The following is a 26,255-nucleotide window of genomic DNA, read 5'->3' as shown; positions in this document are numbered from 1 at the left end:
TCCTCTATAAACGGCTTTGCTTTACGTTAACGGCTCGAACCTGCGCTGTATACCGCGATTCACTCGCAATAGATTGGCACAGACAATTTGCTAGACGAGTCGACCCGATTCGAGGTCACGGAGTTCCTTCCTTGCTGATGCGTGAAACCCCTGTAGTGATTGATGGCCCAGTCGGCCAAATCGAAGCGCTGTACCTGGATAACGAGCAGCCAAACGGCATCGCGCTGATCTGCCATCCGAACCCGGTGCAGGGCGGCACCATGCTCAACAAGGTCGTCTCGACCCTGCAGCGCACCGCGCGCGACGCAGGCCTGATCACCTTGCGCTTCAACTATCGCGGCGTTGGTGCCAGCGAAGGGACGCACGACATGGGCACCGGCGAAGTCGATGACGCCCAGGCTGCTGCCGCATGGCTACGGGAAAAACACCCGGATCTGCCACTGACGCTGTTCGGTTTCTCTTTCGGCGGATTTGTTGCAGCAAGTCTCGGCGGTCGTCTTGAAGCCCAAGGCGTGCAGCTAAAACATCTGTTCATGGTTGCGCCTGCGGTGATGCGTCTTGGCGAGCAGGATCAACTGCCACAACACGGCGAACTCACCGTGATCCAGCCGGAAACCGACGAAGTCATCGATCCGCAGCTGGTTTACGACTGGTCCGAGCAACTCCAGCGCCCCCATGAGCTGCTGAAAGTGGCAGAATGCGGACACTTTTTTCATGGCAAGCTGACCGATCTCAAGGATCTGATCCTGCCGCGTCTCTCGAATTGATTGCAGTCTGACAAGCGATTACCCATGACGAACCGTACCCGTATCCTCACCGGCATCACCACCACCGGCACGCCGCACTTGGGCAACTACGCCGGTGCCATCCGCCCGGCGATCCTCGCCAGCCGCGACAGCAATGCCGATTCGTTCTACTTTCTGGCCGACTACCACGCCCTGATCAAATGCGATGACCCGCTGCGCATCCAGCGCTCGCGCCTGGAAATCGCCGCGACCTGGCTGGCCGGTGGCCTCGATGTCGACCGAGTGACCTTCTACCGCCAGTCCGACATCCCGGAAATCCCCGAGCTGACCTGGCTGCTGACCTGCGTGGCCGCCAAGGGCCTGCTCAACCGTGCGCACGCCTACAAGGCGTCGGTGGACAAGAACGTCGAAACCGGTGAAGACCCGGACGCCGGTATCACCATGGGCCTCTACAGCTACCCGGTGCTGATGGCGGCGGACATCCTGATGTTCAACGCGCACAAAGTGCCGGTCGGTCGTGACCAGATCCAGCATGTTGAGATGGCCCGCGACATCGGCCAGCGCTTCAATCACCTGTTCGGTCAGGGCAAAGAATTCTTCACCATGCCCGAAGCGCTGATCGAAGAGAGCGTGGCGACGTTGCCAGGTCTCGACGGTCGCAAGATGTCGAAGAGCTACGACAACACCATCCCGTTGTTCTCCAGCGCCAAAGAGATGAAGGACGCGATTTCGCGGATCGTCACTGACTCCAAAGCGCCTGGCGAAGCGAAAGATCCGGACAACTCGCACCTGTTCACTCTGTTCCAGGCCTTCGCCACGCCGGCGCAGGCTGACGAATTCCGCAGCGAACTGCTCGGCGGTCTGGGTTGGGGCGAGGCGAAGAACCGTCTGTTCCAGTTGCTCGACAACCAACTCGGCGAGGCTCGCGACAAGTATCACCAGTTGATCGAGCGTCCGGCTGATCTGGAAGACATTCTGCAGATCGGTGCGAAAAAGGCCCGAGCGGTTGCCACGCCGTTCCTCAACGAACTGCGCGAAGCCGTCGGCCTGCGTTCCTTCGTCAATCAGGTGCAAGTCGCTGCGACCACCAAGAAGAAAGCCGCGAAGGCCGCGCGTTTCGTCAGCTTCCGTGAGGACGACGGCAGCTTCCGTTTCCGTCTGCTGGCAGCCGATGGCGAGCAACTGCTGCTGTCGCGCAACTTTGCTGATGGCAAAGCCGCCGGCCAAGTGACCAAGCAACTGCAATCCGGCCAGGCGCTGGACGTGCGCAGCGTAGACCTGAGCTTCAGCGTCTGGCTGGAAGGCGAGTGCGTTGGCGACAGCCCGGCATTCGCCGACGCAGCTGCGCGGGACGCGGCCATTGCGGCTCTGCGCGTTGCGCTGACCCCGGTTCAGGACTAATCGGCGGCACGGTCCGACCAAGGGCCGATTGCCATTCCCACGGGCCGTCGCTACAGTGACGGCCCGTTTTTGTTGCCTTGCTAACGAATTATGACGCCCCTAGAACGATACCAAGCTGATCTGAAACGCCCGGACTTCTTCCATGACGCTGCGCAGGAAACTGCTGTGCGTCATTTGCAGCGTCTGTACGAGGATCTGATCGCCGCCGATCAGAACAAGCCGGGTCTGCTGAGCAAACTGTTCGGCAAAAAAGATCAGGCGCCGGTCAAGGGCCTGTATTTCTGGGGCGGCGTAGGTCGCGGTAAAACTTACCTGGTCGACACCTTCTTCGAAGCGCTGCCGTTCAAGGAAAAGACCCGCACCCACTTCCACCGCTTCATGAAGCGTGTGCACGAAGAAATGAAAACCCTCGGCGGCGAGAAAAACCCGCTGACCATCATCGCCAAGCGCTTCGCGACCGAGTCGCGGGTGATCTGCTTTGATGAATTCTTCGTCTCCGACATCACCGACGCGATGATCCTCGGCACGCTGATGGAAGAGCTGTTCAAGAATGGCGTGACCCTGGTCGCGACCTCGAACATCGTGCCGGACGGTTTGTACAAGGACGGTCTGCAACGGGCGCGTTTCCTGCCAGCGATTGCGCTGATCAAGCAGAACACCGAGATCGTCAACGTCGACAGCGGCGTCGACTACCGTCTGCGGCACCTCGAACAAGCGGAGCTGTTCCACTTCCCGCTCGACGAAGCGTCCCACGAAAGCCTGCGCAAGAGCTTCCGTGCGCTGACGCCAGAGTGCACCGCAGCGGTCGAGAACGACGTGCTGATCATCGAAAACCGCGAGATCCGAGCGCTGCGCACATGCGACGACGTGGCCTGGTTCGACTTCCGTGAACTGTGCGATGGCCCACGTAGCCAGAACGACTACATCGAACTGGGCAAGATCTTCCACGCCGTGCTGCTCAGCGGTGTCGAGCAGATGAGCGTGACCACCGACGACATCGCCCGTCGTTTCATTAACATGGTCGACGAATTCTACGACCGTAACGTCAAGCTGATCATTTCGGCTGAAGTCGAGTTGAAGGATCTGTACACCGGTGGTCGTCTGAATTTCGAGTTCCAGCGCACGCTGAGCCGACTGCTGGAAATGCAATCGCACGAATTCCTGTCGCGGGCGCACAAGCCTTAAGCGGATTTTCGGCAAGGAAAAAGGGCCTGCTATTGCAGGCCCTTTTTTGTGCGCTGAAGATCAAAAGATCGCAGGCTTCGCCAGCTCCTACAGGTGTACGCCATTCTGTAGGAGCTGCCGCAGGCTGCGATCTTTTGCTTTTAGGCAGCCTGCTGAAACTGCTGCCGATACTGGTTTGGCGACAGTTCAGTGTGCTGACGGAACAACCGCGCAAAGAAGCTCGCGTCGTCGTAACCGACCTCATAACTGATGGTCTTGATGCTCTTGCGGCTGCCGGACAACAAGCCTTTCGCCGTCTCGATACGCAGCCGTTGCAGGTAATGCAGCGGCTTGTCACCGGTGGCGGTCTGGAAGCGCCGCATGAAATTGCGGATGCTCATGCCATGCTCGCGCGCCACGTCTTCAAAGCGGAACTTGTCGGCGAAATGCTCTTCGAGCCAATGCTGGATCTGCAGGATGATCACGTCCTGGTGCAGTTTCTGCCCACCGAAACCGATGCGTCCCGGCGAATAGCTGCGCTGCACTTCATAGAGAATGTCGCGGGCTACGGCTTGCGCGACATTGGCCCCACAGAAACGCTCGATCAAGTAAATGTAAAGATCGCAGGCTGACGTGGTGCCGCCGGCGCAATACAAGTTGTCGGCGTCGGTCAGGTGCTTGTCCTGATTGAGATAAACCTTGGGGAAGCGCTCGGCGAACGCATTGAAGAAGCGCCAGTAGGTGGTCGCTTCCTTGCCGTTGAGCAGACCGGCCTCGGCCAGCCAGAACACGCCGGTGGCTTCGCCGCACAAGACGGCGCCGCGCGAGTGTTGTTCGCGCAGCCACGGCAGGACTTGTGGATAACGGCTGCACAGCGTATCGAAATCGTCCCAGAACGCCGGGAGGATAATGACATCGGCGTTTTCCAGGCCACCGTCGACCGGCATCACGACGTCACTGAAGCTGTTCACTGGTTTGCCGTCGGGGCTGACCAGGCGTGTTTCAAACGCTGGCGTCAGGCCGTGGCCCAATTGTTTGCCATAACGCAGGCTGGCCAGGTGGAAGAAATCCTTGGCTTGCATGAGAGTGGAGGCGAAAACCCGGTCGATTGCCAGGATGCTGACGCGCCGCAAGGGCGTGGAGACTTGCTTGGACATAATTCAACTTTTGTTTTGTTTTTATAAGGGAAAGTGGTCACCAGACGGCTGGATCGTCTTATTTTTTGTCGGATGTGTCCAGTGTCCTGTGTCAGAGGGGAGGCTTAGTCTCTGAAGGTCATCTCCCTCCAACAACAAAGAAAGGTGCCGCATGATCCCCAGAACCTTGTTTAGCCCCGAGCACGAATTGTTTCGCGACAGCGTACGAACCTTCCTCGAAAAAGAGGCGGTGCCGTTTCATGCGCAATGGGAGAAGCAAGGCTATATCGACCGCAAACTCTGGAACAAGGCAGGGGAGGCGGGGATGCTCTGCTCGCACCTCCCTGAAGAGTACGGTGGGTTGGGGGCGGACTTTTTGTACAGCGCAGTGGTGATCGAGGAGGTCGGTCGACTGGGCCTGACCGGCATTGGATTTTCGCTGCATTCGGACATTGTCGCGCCGTACATCCTGCATTACGGCAGTGAGGCGCTGAAGCACAAATATCTGCCGAAACTGGTTTCGGGCGAGATGGTCACAGCCATCGCCATGACCGAGCCGGGTGCGGGGTCCGACCTACAAGGCGTGAAGACCACCGCTGTGCTGGACGGTGACGAATATGTCATCAACGGTTCGAAAACCTTCATCACCAACGGCTTTCTCGCGGACCTGGTGATCGTCGTCGCCAAGACCGATCCGAAGGCCGGCGCCAAGGGCACCAGCCTGTTTCTGGTCGAAGCGAATACGCCGGGCTTCGACAAGGGCAAGCGCCTGGAGAAGGTCGGCATGAAGGCGCAGGACACCTCGGAATTGTTTTTCCAGGACGTGCGTGTGCCGAAGGAAAATTTGTTGGGGCAGGCCGGCGCAGGCTTTGCCTATCTGATGCAGGAATTGCCTCAGGAACGTCTGACTGTAGCGATCGGTGGCCTGGCTTCAGCTGAAGCGGCGTTGCAATGGACGCTTGATTACACCCGTAATCGCAAGGCCTTCGGCAAGGCGATTGCTGACTTCCAGAACACCCGCTTCAAGCTGGCGGAGATGGCCACGGAAATCCAGATCGGCCGAGTGTTCGTCGATAAGTGTCTGGAGCTGCACCTGCAAGGCAAGCTGGATGTGCCGACAGCGGCGATGGCCAAATACTGGGGCACCGATCTGCAATGCAAAGTGCTCGACGAGTGCGTGCAGTTGCATGGCGGCTACGGTTTCATGTGGGAATACCCGGTAGCCCGGGCGTGGGCGGATGCGCGGGTGCAGCGGATTTATGCGGGGACCAATGAAATCATGAAGGAGATCATTGCGCGTTCACTCTAAGCTTTGATCGTTCCCACGCTCTGCGTGGGAATGCCGCCGGGGACGCTCTGCGTTCCGCTGTGGATGTGACGCGGAGCGTAACGGGATGCATTCCCACGCAGAGCGTGGGAACGATCAGAAGCTTTTAGCGGCAGATCAAGGCGCCGGGTTCGGATGATCCTTGTGAATCGCCTCGATCCCCGCCAGCACTTCATCGGAAAGTTTCAGATCAAAACTGGCAATGTTGCTGTGCAGTTGCTCCAGCGTCGTCGCGCCAATGATGTTGCTGGTGACGAACGGTTGCTGCGTCACGAACGCCAGCGCCATTTGCGCAGGATCCAGACCGTGTTCACGGGCCAATGCGACATAACGGCTGCACGCCGCTTCCGACTGAGCGTTGAAATAGCGGCTGAAGCGGCTGTAGAGGCTCAGACGGCCTTTGGGCGGGCGAGCACCACCTTCGTATTTGCCTGAAAGAAAACCAAACGCCAGCGGCGAATAGGCCAGCAGACCGCACTGTTCGCGGATGGCGATTTCCGCCAGGCCTACTTCGAAGCTGCGATTGAGCAGGTTGTACGGGTTCTGGATCGACACCGCGCGCGGCCAGCCACGGGCTTCGGCCAGTGCGAGAAAACGCATGGTGCCCCATGGCGTTTCGTTGGACAGGCCGATGTGGCGGATCTTGCCGGCCTTCACCTGTTCGTCGAGTGCCTCGAGGGTGTCTTCGAGCGGCGTCAGGTTGGCTTCGATCTTGTGTTTGTAGCCCAGTTGTCCGAAAAAGTTGGTACTGCGCTCCGGCCAGTGCAGTTGATACAGATCGATGTAATCGGTCTGCAGGCGCTCGAGGCTGGCATCCACCGCGGCGGTGATGTGCTGGCGGTTATGGCGCAGGTTTTTGTCGCGGATGTAGTCGATGGTGTTGCCCGGGCCGGCGATTTTGCTGGCGAGGATCCAGTCGGCGCGATCACCGCGGCTTTTGAAGTAATTGCCGATGTAGCGCTCGGTGGTGGCGTAGGTTTCGGCTTTCGGCGGCACCGGGTACATCTCGGCGGTGTCGATGAAATTGATCCCGGCCTCTTTGGCCCTTTCTATTTGCGCGAAGGCTTCAGCTTCAGTGTTTTGCTCGCCCCAGGTCATGGTGCCGAGGCAGATTGCACTCACGTTCAGGTCGGTACGGCCTAGCTGGCGATAGTCCATCGGGTGCTCCTTGGGCAAAACAATCATAAAAGCAGGTTGAAATATTTTTCGCAATCTGCATAATTGCCGACCTCTTTCTGCAGTGGAAGTGATGCGCCGCCGCCGAAGAATCTTGCCGTTGAACGGACGCGCCGACCCGAGCCCCCGAAAGCGTCTGTATCCGGCTGCCTTTGACTTGTCAAAGTACGCACTATTCAGTAAGATCCGCCGTCTAATTTACAGGGCGGCCCCTGAGGCTATAAAGAATGAAAACTTTTACTGCTAAACCGGAAACAGTAAAGCGCGACTGGTTTGTCGTCGACGCTGCTGGTCAGACCCTGGGTCGTCTGGCCACCGAAATCGCGAGCCGTCTGCGTGGCAAGCACAAGCCTGAGTACACTCCTCACGTTGACACCGGCGACTACATCGTCGTAATCAATGCTGAGCAGATTCGTGTTACCGGTGCTAAAACCACTGACAAAATGTACTACTCCCACTCCGGTTTCCCGGGCGGCATCAAGTCGATCAACTTTGAAAAGCTGATCGCTAAAGCCCCTGAGCGCGTGATCGAGACCGCGGTTAAAGGCATGCTGCCTAAAAACCCACTGGGTCGCGACATGTACCGTAAGCTGAAAGTCTATGCGGGCGCTGCACACCCACATACTGCTCAGCAGCCCCAAGAACTGAAGTTTTAACGGAATAGTACATTATGTCGGCGACTCAAAATTACGGCACTGGCCGTCGCAAGACCGCAACCGCACGCGTTTTCCTGCGTCCGGGTACTGGTAACATCTCCATCAACAACCGTTCGCTGGATAACTTCTTCGGCCGCGAAACTGCTCGCATGGTAGTTCGTCAGCCGCTGGAGCTGACTGAGACTGTCGAGAAGTTCGACATCTACGTCACCGTGATCGGTGGTGGTGTAAGTGGTCAAGCTGGCGCAATCCGCCACGGCATCACTCGCGCTCTGATGGACTACGACGAAACCCTGCGTGGCGCTCTGCGCAAAGCTGGCTTCGTTACTCGCGACGCCCGTGAAGTTGAACGTAAGAAAGTTGGTCTGCGTAAAGCGCGTAAGCGTCCGCAGTACTCGAAGCGTTAATTCCGCTTCCACGTTCAAAAAGAACGCCCGCCTCCTCACGGAAGCGGGCGTTTTTTTATGCCTGTGATTTATCAAAGAATTGCGCTGCGACAACTTGCCACTTCCGTAGACCCCCTATACTGCAAGGCTTGAGGGTAAGAGCTCCGGGTAATTCCCTTGTCAGAATTGGGGCTTTTCATTACCATTCGGCAAAATTTTTATAAGTAACATTGATTTATTTAGTAGATGCCTGATTTAACAGGCCACAAAAGCTGATGGGAGAGGACTGAATGAGCAATGACGGCGTGAATGCAGGCCGGCGTCGCTTCTTGGTAGCAGCCACATCCGTGGTGGGTGCTGCAGGAGCGGTGGGGGCTGCGGTCCCGTTCGTGGGGTCATGGTTTCCCAGTGCCAAGGCGAAAGCCGCCGGTGCACCGGTGAAAGTGAATATCAGCAAAATCGAGCCAGGACAGCAGATGATTGCTGAATGGCGCGGCCAGCCGGTGTTCATTGTCCGCCGTACTGCGGAAATCCTGGGGAATCTCAAGAAGATCGAGGGCCAGCTCTCCGATCCAACCTCCAAAAACTCCACGCAACCTACCTATGTCGACCCTGAAGTGCGCTCGATCAAGCCGGAAATTCTGCTGCTGATCGGGATCTGCACACACCTGGGTTGCTCACCAACCTTCCGTCCCGAAGTGGCACCTGCGGATCTGGGTAAAGACTGGGTCGGTGGCTATTTCTGCCCTTGCCACGGTTCCCACTACGATCTGGCTGGCCGCGTCTACAAGTCGCAACCTGCGCCTTTGAACCTGCCAGTTCCCCCGCATTCCTATGAGACCGATGACCTGATTGTCATTGGCGTCGATACGGAGAAAGCGTGATGAGCAAGTTCATGGATTGGGTTGATGCGCGCTTTCCTGCGACCAAAATGTGGGAAGACCATCTCAGCAAGTATTACGCTCCAAAAAACTTCAACTTCTTCTATTTCTTCGGCTCCCTGGCGCTGTTGGTGCTGGTCAATCAGATCGTTACCGGTGTCTGGCTGACGATGAGCTACACGCCGTCGGCAGAAGAAGCCTTCGCTTCCGTTGAATACATCATGCGCGATGTCGAGTACGGCTCGATCCTGCGTCTGCTGCACTCGACCGGCGCTTCGGCGTTTTTCATCGTGGTTTATCTGCACATGTTCCGGGGTCTGCTCTACGGTTCGTACCAGAAGCCGCGCGAGCTGGTCTGGGTCTTCGGCATGCTGATTTACCTGGCGCTGATGGCCGAAGCCTTCATGGGTTATCTGCTGCCGTGGGGCCAGATGTCCTACTGGGGTGCCCAGGTGATCATCTCGCTGTTCGGTGCGATTCCGGTGATCGGCAACGACCTGACGCAGTGGATTCGTGGTGACTACCTGATCTCCGGCATCACCCTGAACCGCTTCTTTGCCTTGCACGTTGTCGCGCTGCCGATCGTCATTCTCGGTCTGGTGGTGCTGCACATTCTGGCGTTGCACGAAGTGGGTTCGAACAACCCTGATGGCGTCGATATCAAGAAGCACAAAGACGAAAACGGCATCCCGCTGGACGGCATTGCTTTCCACCCGTACTACACCGTGAAAGACATTGTCGGTGTCGTGGTGTTCCTGTTTATCTTCTGCTTTATTGTGTTCTTCTTCCCGGAAATGGGGGGCTACTTCCTCGAAAAACCAAACTTCGAGCAAGCCAACCCGTTCAAGACACCAGAGCATATTGCCCCGGTTTGGTACTTCACGCCGTTCTACGCAATCTTGCGGGCGATCCCCGACAAACTCATGGGCGTGATTGCCATGGGCGCGGCGATTGCGGTGCTGTTCGTGCTGCCATGGCTGGACCGCAGTCCAGTCAAATCGATGCGCTATAAAGGCTGGATGAGCAAAATCTGGCTGCTGGTGTTCTGCATTTCGTTCGTGATTCTCGGCATTCTGGGCGTACTGGCCCCGACGCCTGAGCGGACTCTGGTATCGCAGGTCTGCACCTTCCTGTACTTCGCCTACTTCATTCTGATGCCGTTCTACACCAGGCTCGAGAAGACCAAACCGGTTCCGGAAAGGGTGACTGGCTGATGAAAAAGTTATTTTTTGCTCTGATTTTTGCTGCTTTGCCTGTGCTGTCCTTTGCCGCTGAACACGGTGGTCCTGAGCTGGAAAAGGTCGACATCGACGTTTCCGACAAGGCGGCTTTGCAGGATGGCGCGCGTACCTTTGCCAACTATTGCATGGGTTGCCACAGTGCCAAGTTCCAGCGTTACGAGCGGGTTGCCGATGATCTGGGCGTTCCTCACGAGATGATGCTGGAGAAGCTGGTGTTCACTGGCGCCAAGATCGGCGATCACATGAACATTGGCATGCAGCCGGCTGACGCCAAGACCTGGTTCGGCGCGGCACCACCGGACCTGACCCTGGTGGCGCGCGTGCGTGGTACTGACTGGCTTTACGGTTACCTGCGCTCGTTCTACGAGGATCCGGCACGTCCCTGGGGTGTAAACAACAAGGTCTTCCCGAACGTCGGCATGCCTAACGTGCTGGTCGGCCTGCAAGGTCGTCAGGTCGTGGGTTGCAAACAAGTGCAGATCGTCGAGGACGGCAAGAAGCAATACGATCCGCTGACCGGCACGCCTTTGACGCATGAAGCGTGTGATCAGCTGACCATCGTGCCGAAGACCGGTACTCTGAATGCAGAGCAGTTCGATGAGAAGGTCAAGAATCTGGTAACCTTCCTGGCTTACTCGGCTAACCCGGTTAAGCTGCAACATCAGCGCATCGGTACTTATGTCTTGCTGTACCTGGCGTTCTTCTTTGTGTTCGCCTACCTGCTCAAGCGTGAATACTGGAAAGACGTGCACTGATACGCTTCAAGCATTGCTGTTAATCGCGCGCGCCCAAGGGCGCCTCCAATAACGCAACGTCTGGTTCGCCAGGCGTTGTGGGAGGTGCCCTCTGGGCGCGCGCGTTTTTCCGGTTCCGACAAATTCAACAAGCGAGGAGGATCGCCATGGGCGTGACCAATCGGTTGGCCTGTTACTCCGACCCCGCCGACCACTATTCCCACCGAGTGCGCATTGTGCTTGCAGAGAAGGGTGTCAGCGCCGAGATCATTTATGTGGAAGCTGGTCGCCAGCCGCCTAAACTGATTGAGGTAAACCCTTACGGCAGTCTGCCGACGCTGGTCGATCGTGACCTGGCGTTGTGGGAGTCGACCGTGGTGATGGAATATCTGGATGAGCGTTACCCGCACCCGCCGTTGATGCCGGTTTACCCGGTGGCGCGTGCCAACAGCCGCCTGCTGATTCATCGCATTCAGCGCGACTGGTGTGGTTTGGTGGATCTGATTCTGGATCCCAAGTCCAAGGAGGCCGCGCGAGTCGTGGCGCGCAAGGAATTGCGTGAAAGCCTGACGGGTGTGTCGCCGTTGTTTGCCGACAAGCCGTTTTTCCTCAGTGAGGAACAAAGTCTGGTGGATTGCTGCCTATTACCAATACTCTGGCGTTTGCCTATTCTGGGTATTGAACTGCCGCGGCCGGCCAAGCCGCTGCTTGATTATATGGAGCGTCAGTTTGCGCGTGAGGCTTTCCAGGCGAGTCTGTCTGGTGTCGAACGCGATATGCGCTAAGGCTTAAGGAGCCGCTATGAACTCCAGTCGACCCTATCTGGTCCGCGCGCTCTACGAGTGGATTGTTGATAACGATTGCACCCCGCACATGCTGGTCAACTCTGAATACCCGGCGGTGCAAGTGCCGCAGGGTTTCGCCAGTGACGGGCAGATTGTCCTGAACATCTCGCCGAGTGCCGTGCGTCATCTGCACATGGACAACGACGTGGTGACCTTCGAGGGTCGCTTCGGTGGCGTCCCGCACAGTCTGTACGTGCCGATCAGCGCGATCCTGGGGATCTACGCCCGGGAGAACGGTCAGGGTATGGTATTCGATCTCGAGTCGCCAATGGATGACGAAGAAGAGATCGAGTCGGATGACGACTTGCCGCCACCGGACAGCGAGCCGCCGCGCCCTAGTGGCCGGCCAAGCCTGAAAGTGGTGAAATAAAAAAAGGCGATCCAGATGGATCGCCTTTTTTGTGCGCGTTACAAAACTGTAGAAGCCGCCGAAGGCTACGATCTTTTGATCTTGTTTTGATAGATCAAAAGATCGCAGCCTCGTTTCACTCGACAGCTCCTGCAGGCGCGGGTGTTCAGTCGATGTATTCGAACAGCTTCACAATCTTCTGCACACCGGAAACGCCTTGTACCAGATTGGTCGCCTGAGTGGCTTCCTGTTTGGTCAGCAGGCCCAGCAGGTAGACGATACCGTTCTCGGTCACGACCTTGATGCGCGAGCCAGGGATGCTGGCGTCGGTGAGCATCTGGGTCTTGATCTTGGAGGTCAGCCAGGTGTCGTTCTGGCGAGCCAGGAAGCCGGACGGCGGTATGACCTGCAGTTCGTTATGAACGGTTTTTACCCGCTGGACGGCGGCTGCCGCCTGCTCAGCCTTGGCTTTCAAGTCTGCGCGAGGGGTTTGACCGGCCAGCAATACAACACCGTTGAAGCTGGTGACGACGATGTGCGAATCGTTGTCCAGGGCCGGGTCGGCCTTGGCCACGTTCACACCGACTTTGGTTTCGATCAACGAGTCGTCGATCTTGCTGCCGAAGGTGCGCGTGCCACGGTCGTCGTCGATCGGTGCTTCACGGCTGGCGTTCACCACCGAGGTGCAGCCGCTGATGCCGAGGCATAGGGTCAAGGCCAGAAGGCCAAGGCGATTAGGGGTCATTCTTCACTCCCGAACAGTTGGCTGTCGATCAGATCGCAAAGGCAATGGATCGCCAGCAAGTGGACTTCTTGAATACGTGCAGTGACATTGGCCGGTACGCGAATCTCTACGTCCTCGGGCAGCAGCAGCGACGCCATGCCGCCGCCATCGCGTCCGGTCATAGCTACGACAATCATTTCGCGATCATGTGCGGCCTGGATCGCTTGAATAATGTTCGCCGAGTTACCACTGGTCGAAATCGCCAGCAGGACATCGCCTGGCTGACCGAGCGCGCGGATCTGTTTGGAGAACACTTCGTTGTAGCTGTAGTCGTTGGCGATCGAGGTGATCGTCGAGGTGTCGGTGGTCAGGGCGATGGCCGGCAGGCTCGGGCGCTCGCGCTCGAAGCGGTTGAGCAACTCGGAAGAGAAGTGCTGGGCGTCGCCGGCCGAGCCGCCATTGCCGCACGAAAGCATTTTGCCTTCGTTGAGCAGGGCGTTGACCATGATCTGGCTGGCTTGCTCGATGTGCGGTGCAAGTACGTCCATCGCCTGTTGCTTGGTGTCGATACTGGCCTGGAAAAGCTGGCGAATTCGGGATTGCATGTCCATCTGTGTGACCTTAAGTAGCGCGGCTGTCCGGCACATGAATGTGCAGCCCGCAAAGCAAAGAGCAAAATTTGTCGGTGGGATTGTCCGGGTCGCAACGCCGACGATCAACCGTCGAAAGCATTCTGCAACCAGTTCAATTGATCCGGATGGCTGTCGATGGCCACCACGTCGAAGCGGCAGGGGGAATTGGCCCAGCGCGACTCGCGCTGAAGAAAATACTGCGCAGCGAAAATCAGTTTCTGCTGCTTGCGCCCATCGATGCTAGCGAGCGCGCCACCCCATTGAGTGTTTTTTCTGTAGCGAACTTCAACGAATACTACTGTATCGCCATCAAGCATGACCAGATCAAGCTCGCCGCGTTTACACAACCAGTTCCGCGCCAGCAGGCGCAGACCTTGTTGTTGCAGATGCTCGAGCGCCTGGCGCTCGGCATCCTTGCCGCTTTGCGAGCGTGACCTGTCGGGCATCAGCGCGGGGTGTCCGGCAGGCGCTGAACCTGGCCGCTGACAAACTGCGCCCAAGGCAACTGGCGCACAACGCGCTGGGTCTGGGTCATGCCGAGGCTGCCCGACTCACCGTCGATGCGGCTGTCCGGCAGCGCCTTGAGTTGACCCAGGCGTGGCGCCAGGCGATAGGCATCGACACCCATGGCGTACAGGCGGCCGAGGCTGCCCGCGGCTTGCGGCCACTGCGCAACCACTTGTTGACGCAATGGGTCGCTGCTGTCCAGCAGCCATGGGGTTTCGCAGAAGCGAATGCCGTTCATGTCGTTGTACTGGTTGACGTCGCCACTGGCGCTGTAAACGTGCGAGGTCGCGTAAACCGGAACGTCACCAGCGTACTGGAAGTTCAGGGTCGGCTTGATCTGCTGCGCTTGCTGAGGGGTGGCAGCGAGGAAGATGAACTCGATGTCCTGACGACGCGAAGGTTGTGCGGCAACGTTAGTGCCGGCAGCATTTTGCAGGCTCTTGGCGCGGGCTTCGCTCTGACGCAGCTGGAACATGTCGGCGATCTGCTGAGCCAGTTGCACCGGCTGATCAACACGCTCGGTCGCTACGATGCTGCCACCATTAGCCTGCCAGTCCTGACTGAAGGCGCGCAGTACGCGGGCGCCCCATTCGCCTTTCGGCACCATGATCGCGGCGCGGTGCAGGCCATCGGCACGGGCACGACGCGAGACTTCGCGAGCTTCGTCTTCAGCGGCCAGGCCGAACTGGAACAGTTGCGCCGGACCCTGATCACCTTCGCTGTAGTTCAGCGCGAGGGTGGTGATCGGCAGTTGCGGACGGGTGCTGAGCTGTTTGACCAGTGGTTTTTCCAGCGGGCCGACAACCAGTTGCACGCCGTCAGCCTGAGCCTTGCGGTAGAACTCGTCCATCGAGGTCAGCTTCGAGCTGTCGTAGAACTCGATCGCTGGCGGTTTTTGTCCGGCCTGTTGAGCCTGGTAGTGCGCAGCCATGAAGCCTTCACGCAGTGCCTTGCCAACAGCGGCCAGCGGGCCGTCCTGCGGCAGCAGCAGGGCGATTTTGCTCAGCGGCTGGCTGGCCAGTTCCTTGAGCTTGGTCAGCGGCAGCGGCAGGTTGATTGCGGCCGGGTGTTTTGGGTTCTGTGCGCGCCAGGTGTCGATCGCGGCTTGCTGTTGTTCCAGGGTGCCCGCGGATTTCACCGCCATGGCCAGGCCCATCCAGCCGCCGAGGTCATCAGTGGTGTTCGGTTGCAGCTGATCGGTGGGCAGCGAGCCAATCAGGGTCCAGATCGCTTCGTGGTTCTTGCTCGCGGCGTCGCCTTGCAGCATCGGGGCGATGAACACGCGCTCACGGGCGGCAGCCAGCGTCTGGCCGTCGGCCTCAAGGGCGCGGGCGTGTACGGTGCCGGTGCGCACTTGCTGCTCTTCAGGCATCTCGCCCAAGTGTTGCAGGCTTGGATGGCTCAGGGCGGTCAGCGCAGCTTTCGGCTGATTGCGCGTCATCGCCAGTTCAGCGTTCAAGGTGCTGGCAAAAATCTGCTGGCCGGGCTTGAGTTGCTCCATCGGCACTTGTTGCAGGATCTGCGCGGACTGTCCGGCGTTACCCTGACGGTAAGCCAGATCCGCAGCGCTCAGGCGCAGCAGGGCGGCTTTTTCCGGGGTTTTCGCCTGGCTAGCCTGTTCGAGCAGTTGCTCGATGCTGGCATCCGGGGTCCGTGGAAGTTCGCCAAGGCTGGAGGAGGGGGAGCTGGCGCAAGCCGCCAACAAGGCAGCGAGGCAGAGGGCAGTGAACAGCCGCAGGCAAGCGATCATGTAAGTGTTCCTGATACTCGATCAAATTAGCGTCGAATTGTACCCAAGCACTGGCCGGGGCGCGATGTTAGTGGCGTGAAACGGGCAATTTAGCTGGAGTAAATGTTGCGACAGCACACAACTGCGGGCAAAACCGGGTTTGGCTCAGGCGTATCGCCCGTCGCGTGACGCGCTACAATGCCCGCTTTTACCGAACACGAGGTGTGCGCTTTGACTGCTCCAGGTCCTTTGAATTCCGCTGCTGGCTCGCTTTATGTGGTGGCGACGCCCATCGGCAACCTGGACGACATCAGCGCCCGGGCCCTGAAAATCCTTCGCGAAGTGGCGCTGATCGCTGCCGAAGACACGCGTCACTCGGCGCGTCTGATGCAACACTTCGGGATTGGCACGCCGCTGGCCGCGTGTCACGAACACAACGAAAGAGATGAAGGTAGTCGCTTTATTACTCGTTTGCTGGCCGGTGATAACGTGGCGCTGATTTCCGATGCGGGGACGCCGCTGATTTCCGATCCGGGTTATCACCTGGTGCGTCAGGCGCGTGCGGCCGGGATCAATGTGGTGCCGGTGCCGGGGGCCTGTGCGCTTATCGCAGCGCTGTCGGCTGCGGGGCTGCCATCCGATCGCTTTATCTTTGAAGGTTTTCTGCCGGCCAAGTCGGTCGGGCGCAAGGCGCGCCTGGAAGCCGTAAAAGAAGAGCCGCGCACGCTGATCTTTTACGAGGCCCCGCACCGCATCCTTGAATGCCTGCAGGATATGGAAGCAGTGTTTGGCGGTGAGCGTCAGGCATTGCTCGCCCGTGAAATCACCAAAACCTTTGAAACACTCAAGGGCCTGCCATTGGCCGAGCTGCGCGCGTTCGTCGAGTCCGACAGCAATCAGCAGCGCGGCGAATGCGTAGTGCTGGTCGCCGGCTGGACCGCGCCGGAGTCTGAAGACGCGGTCAGCAGCGAGGCGATGCGTATCCTTGATCTGTTGCTCGAAGAAATGCCGCTCAAGCGCGCAGCCGCCTTGGCAGCGCAGATCACCGGCGAGCGTAAAAACGTGCTGTATCAGGTCGCGCTCGACAAACAAAAAGACGTGTAAGCCGTCGCCCACAGCGGTCTTGAGGCTTTTAGCGCTTGTTCTTCAGGCGCTCTGCCGTTAACCTGCGCGGCGGAGAGTCGATCGGACAGTCGCTGCCCTCTATGAAAATTAGGGGGGGGAGGAAAGTCCGGGCTCCATAGGGCGAAGTGCCAGGTAATGCCTGGGAGGCGTGAGCCTACGGAAAGTGCCACAGAAAATAACCGCCTAAGCGCTTCGGCGCCGGTAAGGGTGAAAAGGTGCGGTAAGAGCGCACCGCACGTCTGGCAACAGTTCGTGGCTAGGTAAACCCCACTTGGAGCAAGACCAAATAGGGTCCCAAGGCGTGGCCCGCGCTGGGACCGGGTAGGTTGCTAAAGATGTCCAGTGATGGCCATCGTAGACGAATGACTGTTCAAGACAGAACCCGGCTTACAGATCGACTCTCCACCTTTTTCTTTCCCTGCTTGAATCATTGGCGACAGGGCTGTGTAATATCAGCAGGCCTGCTCTGAAAGTTCGGCAGCGGCAAATGCAGTAATAGCCATTTCCCACCTTGCTTCAATCAACAGCAGAAGCACTTTTGTAATACCGAAAAAATCTTACTCTTAACAAATTACTTTAACTTTCGAGCGCAGCTATCAGTGCTGCATCAAGTTATGGGTCGAAACTCTGCGCCAGATTGTCGTTACTCCTCCTTTTATGCTCCTAAATCTCCGTTCTGTAAGGGTTTTCCTTTAATCCGCGCCTTGACGGTGTGGTGGGCGCATTCCTATAGTGTGCGCAAGTGGCGGAAAGTGGCATGAAGTGGGTTTTTTGAGCTCAAAACGATAAAAATTGGAGAAACGCAGACGTGTTTCGCGGAGCTAACGCTATCAGTCTCGACGCAAAGGGCCGTCTCGCTATGCCGAGCCGGTACCGTGACGAGCTCGATTCGCGCAGTTCCGGCCAATTGATCGTGACCATTGATGCCGTTGATCCGTGTCTGTGTGTCTATCCGCTCGACGAGTGGGAAATTATTGAAACCAAGTTGCGCGCCCTCCCTTCGCTTCGCGAAGAGAACCGTCGCTTGCAGCGTTTATTGATCGGCAACGCCGTCGACCTCGAGCTCGATGGCAGTGGTCGTTTTCTGGTCCCGCCGCGTCTGCGCGAATACGCAAAGCTTGATAAGAAAGCGATGCTGGTAGGCCAACTGAACAAGTTCCAATTGTGGGACGAGGATGCATGGAACGCGGTATCTGCCGCTGACCTTGCTGCCATTCAACAACCGGGCGCGATGCCTGATGAACTGCGTGATTTGATCCTGTGACTATTGATAGCGGCTTTAACCACATCACCGTACTGCTTGACGAAGCCGTCGAGGCTCTCGCCGTACGTCCTGATGGCTGCTATCTGGACGGTACGTTCGGGCGCGGCGGCCACAGCCGGTTGATCCTCAGCCAGCTCGGCACGGACGGTCGGCTCATCGGATTCGACAAAGATCCTCAAGCGATTGCCACCGGGCAAACGCTAGCGGCCGAAGACGGCCGCTTTGTCGTTGTGCAGCGCAGCTTTGCCGAACTCGGTTCGGTGGTTGCCGAGCAGGGTCTGAGCGGCAAGGTCAGCGGCATTCTGCTCGACCTGGGCGTGTCTTCGCCGCAGCTCGACGACGCTGAACGCGGCTTCAGTTTCCTCAACGACGGTCCGCTGGACATGCGCATGGACCCGTCTCGTGGCATCAGCGCTGCCGAATTCGTCAACACCGCGCCGGCTGAAGAAATCGCCCGGGTGTTCAAGGAATACGGCGAAGAACGATTCTCCGGTCGCATGGCCCGCGCCGTCGCCGAACGCCGCGATATCAAGCCGTTCGAGCGCACTGCCGATCTGGCTGAAGTGTTGAAAGTCGCCAACCCGGCGTGGGAAAAGGGCAAGAACCCGGCCACTCGTGCATTTCAGGGTTTGCGCATTCACGTCAACAACGAACTGGGTGATCTGGAAGCCGGCCTCGAAGCCGCGCTGGACGCCCTGGAAATCGGCGGCCGTCTGGTCGTGATCAGCTTCCACTCGCTGGAAGACCGCATCGTCAAACTGTTCATGCGCAAGCTGGTGAAAGGCGAAGCCGACAACCTGCCGCGCAACCTGCCGGTTCGCCACGTGGCGTTCGAACCGAAAATCAAAGTCCATGGCAAAGCGCAGACGGCCTCCGACGCCGAACTCAAAGCCAACCCACGTTCCCGTAGCGCCGTCATGCGCGTCGCGGAGAAGCTGCGGTGAGCAAGCTTTTCGCCAAGCCACTGCCCGGCGGCAGCTTTCTGATGCTGCTGCTGTTCATCGGCGTGCTCGTGTCGGCCATCGCCGTATCGTACAGCGCGCACTGGAACCGGCAGTTGCTCAACACCCTTTACAACGAACTCAGCGTGCGCGACAAGGCGCAGGCCGAGTGGGGCCGGCTGATTCTTGAACAGAGCACCTGGACCGCGCACAGCCGGATCGAAGTGCTGGCCACCGAACAATTGAAAATGCACATTCCCGGCGCGGCTGACGTGAAGATGGTGGCGCCATGATGAAGCTCGAAGGCGCACTGTTCCCATGGCGCTTCCGCCTGATGGTGGCGCTGCTCGGCGTGATGGTCGCGGCGATCTGCTGGCGCATCATCGATTTGCAAGTGGTTGACCGTGACTTCCTCAAAGGTCAGGGCGACGCGCGCAGTCTGCGTCATATTCCGATTCCTGCTCACCGTGGTCTGATCACCGACCGTAACGGTGAGCCTTTGGCCGTGAGTACTCCGGTGACCACGCTGTGGGCCAACGCCAAGGAAATGCAAACGGCCAAAGAGAAGTGGCCGGCACTCGCCGCTGCGCTGGGCCAGGACCCGAAAGCCCTGACCGAGCGCCTTGAGGCGCAAGCCAACAAAGAATTCATTTACCTGGTGCGCGGGCTGACCCCCGAGCAAGGCCAGTCTGTGCTCGACCTGAAAGTGCCGGGCGTCTACGGCATCGAAGAATTCCGCCGGTTCTATCCGGCCGGTGAAGTCACCGCGCACATGGTCGGGTTTACCGACATTGATGACCACGGTCGCGAAGGTGTCGAACTGGCTTATGACGAATGGCTCGCCGGGGTACCGGGCAAACGACAGGTCATCAAGGATCGGCGCGGACGGCTGATCAAGGATGTCCAGGTCACCAAAAACGCCAAGGCCGGCAAGCCCTTGGCGTTGTCGATTGACCTGCGTCTGCAGTATTTGGCCAACCGCGAGCTGCGTAACGCGATCATCGAGAACGGCGCCAAGGCCGGCAGCCTGGTGATCATGGACGTCAAGACCGGCGAAATTCTCGCCATGGTCAACCAGCCGACCTACAACCCGAACAACCGTCGCAACCTGCAACCGGCGATGATGCGTAACCGCGCGATGATCGACGTGTTCGAACCGGGTTCGACCATGAAAGCCATCTCGATGAGCGCCGCGATCGAAACCGGCCGCTGGAAACCGAGCGACACCGTCGAGGTGTATCCGGGTTCCCTGCAGATCGGCAAGTACACGATCAAGGACGTTTCCAAGACCGAAGGCCCGGTGCTCGACCTGACCGGCATTCTGATCAATTCCAGTAACGTCGGCATGAGTAAAGTCGCCTTCGATATCGGCGGCGAAACGATTTTCCGCCTCGCGCAGAAAGTCGGCCTCGGCCAGGACACAGGCCTGGGCTTCCCGGGCGAACGTGTCGGCAACCTGCCGAACTACCGCGAGTGGCGCAAGGCTGAAACCGCGACCCTGTCTTACGGCTACGGTATTTCCGTGACTGCGATCCAGTTGGTCCATGCGTTCTCGGCATTGGCCAACAATGGTCGCCTCGCACCACTGACCTTGATCAAAACCGACAAACCACCGCAGACCACGCAAGTGCTGCCGGAAGCGGTCGCAAAAACCATGCAAGGCATGCTGACTCAGGTGATCGAAGCCCCACGCGGCGTGTTCCGCGCACAGGTGCCGGCGTATCACGTGGCGGGCAAGTCGGGTACTGCACGTAAAACGTCGGTCGGCACCAAGGGCTACGCGGAAAACTCCTACCGCTCGCTGTTCGCCGGCTTCGGCCCGATGAGCGATCCGCGTTACGCCATCGTGGTCGTGATCGACGAACCGTCCAAGGCCGGCTACTTCGGTGGTCTGGTATCGGCGCCAGTGTTCAGCCGTGTGATGTCCGGCACCCTGCGCCTGATGAACGTTACGCCGGACAACCTGCCGGCGACGCAGCAAGCCAACGCCACCCCGGTCGTTCCGCTGAAAGCCAATGGAGGGCGCGGCTGATGTCATTAAGTCTGAACAAGATATTCCCCCACGCCGGCCACGATCTGTTGATCCGTGAATTGGCGCTGGACAGCCGCAACGTACGCGCGGGCGATTTGTTCCTCGCCGTGCCCGGCGGCAAATTCGATGGCCGTGCGCACATTGCCGATGCCCTGCAACGTGGTGCGGCTGCGGTTGCTTATGAAGTTGAAGGCGCCACCGTGCTGCCGATCACTGACGTGCCGCTGATCCCGGTCAAAGGTCTGGCGGCGCAGTTGTCGGACATCGCCGGACGTTTTTACGGCGAGCCAAGCCATCACCTGAACCTGATCGGCGTGACCGGCACCAACGGCAAGACCAGCGTGACCCAATTGGTTGCGCAGGCGCTGGATTTGCTCGGTCAGCATTGCGGCATTGTCGGTACCCTGGGTTCCGGCTTTTATGGCGCACTGGAAAGCGGTCTGCACACCACGCCAAACCCGATCGCTGTACAAGCGACCTTGGGCGACCTGAAAAAGGCCGGCGCCAAAGCCGTGGCCATGGAAGTGTCGTCCCACGGTCTGGATCAGGGCCGCGTCACTGCGCTGGCGTTTGACGTTGCGGTGATGACCAACCTGTCCCGCGATCACCTGGATTATCACGGCACCATGCAAGCGTACGCCGAGGCCAAGGCCAAGCTGTTCGCCTGGAATGATTTGAAGTGCCGCGTGGTCAATCTCGACGACGAATTCGGCCGGCAACTGGCCGCTGAAAAACGTGAGTCGCGCCTGATCACCTACAGCCTGCTCGACAGCAGCGCCTATCTGTACTGCCGCGAAGCGCAGTTCGATGACCACGGCGTGCGCGCCACGCTGGTCACGCCGCAGGGTGAGCATCATCTGCGCAGCACCTTGCTCGGTCGCTTCAACCTGAGCAACGTAATGGCCGCCGTTGGCGCCTTGCTCGGTCTGGACTACGCGCTCGACGAAATTCTCAAAGTGCTGCCGAAACTTGAAGGCCCGGCCGGGCGCATGCAGCGTCTTGGCGGTGGCACGCAGCCGTTGGTGGTAGTCGATTACGCCCACACCCCGGATGCCCTGGAAAAAGTCCTGACCGCGTTGCGCCCGCACGTCAAAGGTCAGCTGCTGTGCCTGTTCGGCTGCGGCGGTGACCGTGACCGCGGCAAACGTCCGTTGATGGCTGAAGTGGTCGAGCGTCTGGCCGATCAGGTGCTGGTCACCGACGACAACCCGCGTACCGAAGATCCAGCGGTGATTTTCGATGATATCCGCGCCGGTTTTACGGCTGTGGATAAAGTCACCTTCGTCGCCGGCCGTGGCCAGGCGATTGCGCAACTGATTGCCGGTGCTTCGGCTGACGACGTGATTGTCCTGGCCGGTAAAGGTCACGAGGACTATCAGGAAATCAATGGCGAGCGCCACGCTTTCTCCGATCTGGTCGAGGCCGATCACGCCCTGACCGCTTGGGAGGTAGCCCATGCTTAAGGCCCTGAACCTCAGCGAATTGACCAACGCGCTCAATGCACGTTTGATCGCCGCCGATGCCAGCTTCGACGGCGTCAGCATCGACAGCCGTGCGATCCAGCCTGGGCAACTGTTTATTGCCCTGACCGGGCCGCGTTTCGACGGTCATGACTACTTGAACGACGTCGCCGCCAAAGGCGCGGTGGCTGCGCTGGTCGAGCGTGAAGTCGCCGACAGCACGCTGCCGCAACTGCTGGTCAAAGACACCCGTCAGGCGCTCGGCCAGTTGGGCGCGCTGAACCGTGCGGCCTTCACTCAGCCAGTCGCCGCGATCACCGGTTCCAGCGGCAAGACCACCGTCAAGGAAATGCTCGCGAGCATCCTGCGCACGCGCGGTCCGGTGCTGGCCACCCGTGGCAATCTGAACAACGACCTCGGCGCGCCGCTGACCCTGCTCGAACTGGCCCCGGAGCACACGTCGGCCGTGATCGAACTGGGCGCCTCGCGTCTTGGCGAAATCGCCTACACCGTCGGGCTGACCAAGCCGCACGTGGCGATCCTCAACAATGCCGGCACCGCTCACGTTGGTGAGTTTGGCGGGCCGGAAAAAATCGTCGAAGCCAAAGGCGAAATCATCGATGGGCTGGCGGCTGATGGTGTCGCCGTGCTCAACCTCGATGACAAAGCCTTCGGTATCTGGAAGACCCGTGCGGGCGCTCGCAAAGTGCTGACCTTTGCATTGAGCAATTCGCAGGCGGACTTCTACGCCAGCGACTTGAGCACCGATGCCCGTGGTTGCCCGGCCTTCAATCTGCACACACCTGAAGGTGTCGAGCGCGTTCAACTGAACCTGCTCGGCACCCACAACGTCGCCAACTCCATGGCCGCCGCCGCTGCCGCTCACGCTTTGGGCGTGTCGCTGTTCGGCATCACTACCGGGCTTGGCGCGGTACAACCGGTCAAGGGTCGCACCGTCGCGCAGCTGGCGAAGAACGGCATGCGCGTGATCGATGACACTTACAACGCAAACCCCACCTCTATGTGCGCGGCCGTTGATATACTCGCCGGCTTTTCCGGCCGCACCGTCCTGGTGCTCGGAGATATCGGCGAGTTGGGCGATTGGGCGGAGCAGGGGCACCGCGACGTGGGCGAGTACGCCCGGGGCAAGGTTTCCGCGCTTTATGCCGTTGGACCAAACATGGTTCACGCCGTAAACGCTTTCGGTGAGCAGGCGCATCACTTCGGCAGCCAAGCCGAACTGATTCAGGCCCTCGACGCCGAGCAGGACACAAACACCACCATTTTGATCAAGGGTTCGCGCAGTGCAGCGATGGAAAACATCGTTGCGGCTCTGTGCGGGTCCAGTCTGGAGAAACATTAATGCTGCTGCTGCTAGCGGAGTATCTGCAACAGTTCTACAAAGGCTTCGCGGTCTTTCAGTACCTGACCCTGCGCGGGATTCTCGGTGTGCTGACCGCGCTGGTTTTGTCGCTGTGCTATGGCCCGTGGATGATCCGCACTTTGCAGAACCGTCAGATCGGTCAATCCGTGCGTAACGATGGTCCGCAATCGCACCTGTCCAAGTCGGGTACCCCGACCATGGGCGGCGCGCTGATTCTGTCTTCGATCGGTGTCAGCACATTGCTTTGGGCTGACCTGAGCAACCGTTACGTCTGGACTGTTTTGCTGGTGACCCTGTTGTTCGGCGCCATCGGCTGGGTCGACGATTACCGCAAAGTCATCGAGAAGAACTCGCGTGGCCTGCCGAGCCGCTGGAAGTATTTCTGGCAGTCGGTGTTCGGCCTCGGCGCGGCGATCTTCCTTTATATGACGGCTTCCACCCCGGTGGAAACCACGCTGATCCTGCCGATGCTCAAGGACTACAGCATTCCGCTGGGCCTCGGTTTCATCGTGCTGACCTACTTTGTGATCGTCGGTTCGAGTAACGCGGTCAACCTGACTGACGGCCTCGACGGTCTGGCGATCATGCCGACCGTGATGGTTGGCGGTGGTCTGGGCATCTTCTGCTACCTGTCGGGTAACGTGAAATTCGCCGAATACCTGTTGATCCCGTATGTGCCGGGCGCGGGCGAGCTGATCGTGTTCTGCGGTGCGTTGATCGGTGCCGGTCTGGGCTTTCTCTGGTTTAACACCTATCCGGCGCAAGTGTTCATGGGCGACGTCGGTGCACTGGCACTCGGCGCAGCGTTGGGCACCATCGCGGTGATCGTCCGTCAGGAAATCGTCCTGTTCATCATGGGCGGCGTGTTCGTGATGGAAACCCTGTCAGTCGTCATTCAGGTTGCGTCCTTTAAGCTGACCGGTCGCCGTGTGTTCCGCATGGCACCGATCCACCACCATTTTGAACTCAAGGGCTGGCCCGAGCCGCGCGTGATCGTCCGTTTCTGGATCATCACCGTGATTCTCGTGCTGATCGGCCTTGCCACCCTGAAGCTGAGGTAGAACGAGTGTCCCTGATCGCTTCTGACCACTTCCGCATTGTTGTCGGCCTCGGCAAGAGCGGCATGTCCCTGGTTCGCTTCCTGGCGAACCGGGGCACGTCGTTTGCCGTGGCGGATACGCGGGAAAATCCACCGGAACTGGCCACGCTCAAGCGTGACTATCCGCACGTGGAAGTGCGTTGTGGCGAGCTGGACGTCGAATTCCTGTGCCGTGCCGACGAGCTTTACGTGAGCCCCGGCCTGGCACTGGCGACCCCGGCCCTGCAAGCCGCTGCGGCCCGTGGCGTGAAACTGTCCGGCGATATCGAGCTGTTCGCGCGTAACGCGCAGGCGCCGATCGTGGCCATCAGCGGTTCCAACGCAAAAAGCACCGTGACCACCCTGGTCGGCGAGATGGCGGCTGCGGCCGGCATACGCGTCGCCGTCGGCGGCAATCTCGGCACCCCGGCGCTGGACCTGCTCAGCGACGACGTCGAGCTGTACGTGATGGAGCTGTCGAGCTTCCAGCTGGAAACCACCGACCAGCTCAACGCTGAAGTGGCCACCGTGCTGAACATCAGCGAAGACCACATGGATCGCTACAGCGGTCTGCCGGCGTACCACTTGGCCAAGCACCGGATCTTCCGTGGTGCGAAGCAGTTCGTGGTCAACCGTCAGGACGCGCTGAGCCGTCCGCTGATGGGCGAGGGCCAGCCATGCTGGACCTTCGGCCTGACCAAACCGGATTTCAAGGCGTTCGGTATTCGTGAAGAAGACGGCGAGAGGTATCTGGCCTTCGAATTCCAGAACCTGATGCCGGTGCGTGAGCTGAAGATTCGCGGCGCACACAACCAGTCCAACGCCCTCGCGGCATTGGCGCTGGGGCATGCCGTGGGCTTGCCGTTCGACGCCATGCTCTCGGCCCTGCGCGCGTTCGCCGGCCTCGAACATCGCTGCCAGTGGGTGCGTGATCTCGATGGCGTCGCTTACTACAACGATTCCAAGGCCACTAACGTTGGCGCCGCGCTGGCGGCCATCGAAGGCCTCGGCGCGGACATCGACGGCAAGGTAATCCTGATCGCCGGCGGTGATGGCAAGGGTGCCGAATTCAACGATCTGCGCGATTCGGTGGCGGCCAACTGCCGCGCCGTGATCCTGATGGGCCGCGACTCCGACAAGATCGGCGAGGCCATCGGCGACGCCGTGCCTTTGATTCGCGCCAATTCGCTGGTCGACGCCGTCGCGCAATGCCGTGCCGCCGCCCAGCCGGGTGATGTGGTGCTGCTGTCGCCGGCCTGCGCCAGTTTCGACATGTTCAAGAATTACGAAGACCGTGGTCACCAGTTCGTCCGCGCCGTGGAGGATCTGGCATGAGC

General features: G+C 59.2%; 26 protein-coding genes and 1 other RNA gene. 21 read left to right on the top strand and 6 right to left on the bottom strand.

Annotated features, from left to right (window positions below; genetic code table 11):
* Positions 1-137 precede the first annotated feature (137 nt).
* The 3 genes from P3G59_RS24010 to zapE all read left to right on the top strand — a co-directional run bounded on the left by P3G59_RS24010 (position 138) and on the right by zapE (position 3,332).
* Positions 138-767, top strand: coding sequence for an alpha/beta fold hydrolase (locus P3G59_RS24010; RefSeq protein ID WP_277762198.1), 630 nt, complete (start codon positions 138-140; stop codon positions 765-767).
* 24 nt (positions 768-791) lie between these two features.
* Entirely contained in the window at positions 792-2,147 is a 1,356-nt protein-coding gene (locus tag P3G59_RS24005) for a tryptophan--tRNA ligase (protein WP_277759229.1), read from the top strand.
* A 90-nt stretch (positions 2,148-2,237) separates the two neighbouring features.
* Complete coding sequence (gene zapE / locus P3G59_RS24000; RefSeq protein ID WP_277759228.1) at positions 2,238-3,332, top strand: cell division protein ZapE; 1,095 nt, start codon at positions 2,238-2,240, stop codon at positions 3,330-3,332.
* Between the two features lie 140 nt (positions 3,333-3,472).
* Here zapE and P3G59_RS23995 read toward each other — a convergent pair whose 3' ends face one another.
* Positions 3,473-4,369: a GlxA family transcriptional regulator gene (locus tag P3G59_RS23995; protein WP_242206864.1), complete on the bottom strand. Its 897-nt coding sequence runs from the start codon at positions 4,367-4,369 to the stop codon at positions 3,473-3,475.
* 250 nt (positions 4,370-4,619) lie between these two features.
* Here P3G59_RS23995 and P3G59_RS23990 point away from each other — a divergent pair, with 250 nt between their 5' ends.
* Entirely contained in the window at positions 4,620-5,756 is a 1,137-nt protein-coding gene (locus P3G59_RS23990; protein ID WP_277759227.1) for an acyl-CoA dehydrogenase family protein, read from the top strand.
* A gap of 135 nt (positions 5,757-5,891) precedes the next feature.
* Here the strand turns inward: P3G59_RS23990 and P3G59_RS23985 are convergent, their stop codons facing one another.
* On the bottom strand, positions 5,892-6,932 hold the full coding sequence (locus tag P3G59_RS23985) for an NADP(H)-dependent aldo-keto reductase (protein WP_277759226.1): 1,041 nt from the start codon (positions 6,930-6,932) through the stop codon (positions 5,892-5,894).
* A gap of 245 nt (positions 6,933-7,177) precedes the next feature.
* On the opposite strand from P3G59_RS23985, the gene rplM reads away from it, so the two are divergent.
* The 7 genes from rplM (at position 7,178) to P3G59_RS23950 (ending at position 12,063) form a co-directional block, all read left to right on the top strand.
* A complete protein-coding gene (gene rplM / locus P3G59_RS23980) occupies positions 7,178-7,606 on the top strand; it encodes a 50S ribosomal protein L13 (protein ID WP_007917032.1) in 429 nt (142 codons plus the stop codon).
* A 14-nt stretch (positions 7,607-7,620) separates the two neighbouring features.
* The gene (gene rpsI / locus P3G59_RS23975; protein WP_003205364.1) at positions 7,621-8,013 is read left to right on the top strand and encodes a 30S ribosomal protein S9; all 393 of its coding nucleotides are present in this window, start codon (positions 7,621-7,623) and stop codon (positions 8,011-8,013) included.
* Between the two features lie 269 nt (positions 8,014-8,282).
* Positions 8,283-8,876 carry a ubiquinol-cytochrome c reductase iron-sulfur subunit gene (gene petA / locus P3G59_RS23970; protein WP_160059354.1) on the top strand — a complete coding sequence of 198 codons (594 nt, stop codon included), beginning with the start codon at positions 8,283-8,285 and terminating at the stop codon, positions 8,874-8,876.
* Positions 8,876-10,087, top strand: a complete 1,212-nt coding sequence (locus tag P3G59_RS23965) for a cytochrome bc complex cytochrome b subunit (protein ID WP_129395442.1) — start codon at positions 8,876-8,878, stop codon at positions 10,085-10,087. Before petA ends, P3G59_RS23965 begins: the two co-directional genes overlap by 1 nt.
* Entirely contained in the window at positions 10,087-10,869 is a 783-nt protein-coding gene (locus P3G59_RS23960; RefSeq protein ID WP_277759224.1) for a cytochrome c1, read from the top strand. The genes P3G59_RS23965 and P3G59_RS23960 overlap by 1 nt, the downstream gene beginning before the upstream one ends.
* A gap of 146 nt (positions 10,870-11,015) precedes the next feature.
* Positions 11,016-11,633 carry a glutathione S-transferase N-terminal domain-containing protein gene (locus P3G59_RS23955; RefSeq protein ID WP_007961620.1) on the top strand — a complete coding sequence of 206 codons (618 nt, stop codon included), beginning with the start codon at positions 11,016-11,018 and terminating at the stop codon, positions 11,631-11,633.
* A gap of 16 nt (positions 11,634-11,649) precedes the next feature.
* Positions 11,650-12,063, top strand: a complete 414-nt coding sequence (locus tag P3G59_RS23950) for a ClpXP protease specificity-enhancing factor (RefSeq protein ID WP_007917024.1) — start codon at positions 11,650-11,652, stop codon at positions 12,061-12,063.
* 145 nt (positions 12,064-12,208) lie between these two features.
* On the opposite strand, the gene P3G59_RS23945 is transcribed toward P3G59_RS23950, so the two are convergent.
* The 4 genes from P3G59_RS23945 to P3G59_RS23930 form a co-directional block, all read right to left on the bottom strand.
* Complete coding sequence (locus tag P3G59_RS23945) at positions 12,209-12,787, bottom strand: BON domain-containing protein (RefSeq protein ID WP_007917023.1); 579 nt, start codon at positions 12,785-12,787, stop codon at positions 12,209-12,211.
* Positions 12,784-13,377: a phosphoheptose isomerase gene (locus P3G59_RS23940; protein WP_007917022.1), complete on the bottom strand. Its 594-nt coding sequence runs from the start codon at positions 13,375-13,377 to the stop codon at positions 12,784-12,786. Before P3G59_RS23940 ends, P3G59_RS23945 begins: the two co-directional genes overlap by 4 nt.
* Positions 13,378-13,481: 104 nt before the next feature.
* Positions 13,482-13,844, bottom strand: a complete 363-nt coding sequence (locus P3G59_RS23935) for a YraN family protein (RefSeq protein WP_277759223.1) — start codon at positions 13,842-13,844, stop codon at positions 13,482-13,484.
* Positions 13,844-15,655: a penicillin-binding protein activator gene (locus P3G59_RS23930; protein WP_277759222.1), complete on the bottom strand. Its 1,812-nt coding sequence runs from the start codon at positions 15,653-15,655 to the stop codon at positions 13,844-13,846. Before P3G59_RS23930 ends, P3G59_RS23935 begins: the two co-directional genes overlap by 1 nt.
* Positions 15,656-15,832: 177 nt before the next feature.
* Here P3G59_RS23930 and rsmI point away from each other — a divergent pair, with 177 nt between their 5' ends.
* The 10 genes from rsmI (at position 15,833) to murD (ending at position 26,253) form a co-directional block, all read left to right on the top strand.
* Positions 15,833-16,738, top strand: a complete 906-nt coding sequence (rsmI, locus tag P3G59_RS23925) for a 16S rRNA (cytidine(1402)-2'-O)-methyltransferase (protein ID WP_277759221.1) — start codon at positions 15,833-15,835, stop codon at positions 16,736-16,738.
* 73 nt (positions 16,739-16,811) lie between these two features.
* Positions 16,812-17,165: RNase P RNA component class A (gene rnpB / locus P3G59_RS23920), an RNA gene on the top strand.
* A gap of 402 nt (positions 17,166-17,567) precedes the next feature.
* Positions 17,568-18,023 (top strand): division/cell wall cluster transcriptional repressor MraZ, encoded by a 456-nt coding sequence (gene mraZ, locus P3G59_RS23915; RefSeq protein WP_042560992.1) that lies wholly within the window; start codon positions 17,568-17,570, stop codon positions 18,021-18,023.
* Positions 18,024-18,025: 2 nt separating this feature from the next.
* Complete coding sequence (gene rsmH / locus P3G59_RS23910; protein ID WP_085989806.1) at positions 18,026-18,967, top strand: 16S rRNA (cytosine(1402)-N(4))-methyltransferase RsmH; 942 nt, start codon at positions 18,026-18,028, stop codon at positions 18,965-18,967.
* Positions 18,964-19,257, top strand: a complete 294-nt coding sequence (ftsL, locus tag P3G59_RS23905) for a cell division protein FtsL (protein WP_007917008.1) — start codon at positions 18,964-18,966, stop codon at positions 19,255-19,257. Before rsmH ends, ftsL begins: the two co-directional genes overlap by 4 nt.
* The gene (locus P3G59_RS23900; protein WP_171057288.1) at positions 19,257-20,996 is read left to right on the top strand and encodes a penicillin-binding protein 2; all 1,740 of its coding nucleotides are present in this window, start codon (positions 19,257-19,259) and stop codon (positions 20,994-20,996) included. Before ftsL ends, P3G59_RS23900 begins: the two co-directional genes overlap by 1 nt.
* Entirely contained in the window at positions 20,996-22,459 is a 1,464-nt protein-coding gene (locus P3G59_RS23895) for a UDP-N-acetylmuramoyl-L-alanyl-D-glutamate--2,6-diaminopimelate ligase (protein ID WP_277759219.1), read from the top strand. The genes P3G59_RS23900 and P3G59_RS23895 overlap by 1 nt, the downstream gene beginning before the upstream one ends.
* Positions 22,452-23,819 (top strand): UDP-N-acetylmuramoyl-tripeptide--D-alanyl-D-alanine ligase, encoded by a 1,368-nt coding sequence (murF, locus tag P3G59_RS23890; RefSeq protein WP_277759218.1) that lies wholly within the window; start codon positions 22,452-22,454, stop codon positions 23,817-23,819. The genes P3G59_RS23895 and murF overlap by 8 nt, the downstream gene beginning before the upstream one ends.
* Positions 23,819-24,901: a phospho-N-acetylmuramoyl-pentapeptide-transferase gene (mraY, locus tag P3G59_RS23885; RefSeq protein WP_007917000.1), complete on the top strand. Its 1,083-nt coding sequence runs from the start codon at positions 23,819-23,821 to the stop codon at positions 24,899-24,901. The genes murF and mraY overlap by 1 nt, the downstream gene beginning before the upstream one ends.
* A gap of 5 nt (positions 24,902-24,906) precedes the next feature.
* The gene (gene murD, locus P3G59_RS23880) at positions 24,907-26,253 is read left to right on the top strand and encodes a UDP-N-acetylmuramoyl-L-alanine--D-glutamate ligase (RefSeq protein ID WP_277759217.1); all 1,347 of its coding nucleotides are present in this window, start codon (positions 24,907-24,909) and stop codon (positions 26,251-26,253) included.
* The last annotated feature ends 2 nt before the right edge of the window (positions 26,254-26,255 follow it).

This window comes from Pseudomonas sp. A34-9, from assembly GCF_029543085.1.
In the GTDB taxonomy this organism is placed as follows: domain Bacteria; phylum Pseudomonadota; class Gammaproteobacteria; order Pseudomonadales; family Pseudomonadaceae; genus Aquipseudomonas.
Note: the sequence above shows the minus strand (reverse complement) of the source record. Positions and strands in the feature narration are given on the sequence as shown.

Coding starts and splice junctions, on each gene's coding strand:
- P3G59_RS23940 (WP_007917022.1), bottom strand. CDS start 13,377: ATGGACATGCAATCCCGAATTCGCCAGCTTTTCCAGGCCAGTATCGAC.
- P3G59_RS23985 (WP_277759226.1), bottom strand. CDS start 6,932: ATGGACTATCGCCAGCTAGGCCGTACCGACCTGAACGTGAGTGCAATC.
- P3G59_RS23965 (WP_129395442.1), top strand. CDS start 8,876: ATGAGCAAGTTCATGGATTGGGTTGATGCGCGCTTTCCTGCGACCAAA.
- P3G59_RS24010 (WP_277762198.1), top strand. CDS start 138: ATGCGTGAAACCCCTGTAGTGATTGATGGCCCAGTCGGCCAAATCGAA.
- P3G59_RS23900 (WP_171057288.1), top strand. CDS start 19,257: ATGAAGCTCGAAGGCGCACTGTTCCCATGGCGCTTCCGCCTGATGGTG.
- zapE (WP_277759228.1), top strand. CDS start 2,238: ATGACGCCCCTAGAACGATACCAAGCTGATCTGAAACGCCCGGACTTC.
- P3G59_RS23950 (WP_007917024.1), top strand. CDS start 11,650: ATGAACTCCAGTCGACCCTATCTGGTCCGCGCGCTCTACGAGTGGATT.
- P3G59_RS23955 (WP_007961620.1), top strand. CDS start 11,016: ATGGGCGTGACCAATCGGTTGGCCTGTTACTCCGACCCCGCCGACCAC.
- P3G59_RS24005 (WP_277759229.1), top strand. CDS start 792: ATGACGAACCGTACCCGTATCCTCACCGGCATCACCACCACCGGCACG.
- murF (WP_277759218.1), top strand. CDS start 22,452: ATGCTTAAGGCCCTGAACCTCAGCGAATTGACCAACGCGCTCAATGCA.
- P3G59_RS23935 (WP_277759223.1), bottom strand. CDS start 13,844: ATGCCCGACAGGTCACGCTCGCAAAGCGGCAAGGATGCCGAGCGCCAG.
- rsmI (WP_277759221.1), top strand. CDS start 15,833: ATGCCCGCTTTTACCGAACACGAGGTGTGCGCTTTGACTGCTCCAGGT.
- P3G59_RS23990 (WP_277759227.1), top strand. CDS start 4,620: ATGATCCCCAGAACCTTGTTTAGCCCCGAGCACGAATTGTTTCGCGAC.
- P3G59_RS23945 (WP_007917023.1), bottom strand. CDS start 12,787: ATGACCCCTAATCGCCTTGGCCTTCTGGCCTTGACCCTATGCCTCGGC.
- petA (WP_160059354.1), top strand. CDS start 8,283: ATGAGCAATGACGGCGTGAATGCAGGCCGGCGTCGCTTCTTGGTAGCA.
- mraY (WP_007917000.1), top strand. CDS start 23,819: ATGCTGCTGCTGCTAGCGGAGTATCTGCAACAGTTCTACAAAGGCTTC.
- rpsI (WP_003205364.1), top strand. CDS start 7,621: ATGTCGGCGACTCAAAATTACGGCACTGGCCGTCGCAAGACCGCAACC.
- P3G59_RS23960 (WP_277759224.1), top strand. CDS start 10,087: ATGAAAAAGTTATTTTTTGCTCTGATTTTTGCTGCTTTGCCTGTGCTG.
- rplM (WP_007917032.1), top strand. CDS start 7,178: ATGAAAACTTTTACTGCTAAACCGGAAACAGTAAAGCGCGACTGGTTT.
- P3G59_RS23930 (WP_277759222.1), bottom strand. CDS start 15,655: ATGATCGCTTGCCTGCGGCTGTTCACTGCCCTCTGCCTCGCTGCCTTG.
- P3G59_RS23895 (WP_277759219.1), top strand. CDS start 20,996: ATGTCATTAAGTCTGAACAAGATATTCCCCCACGCCGGCCACGATCTG.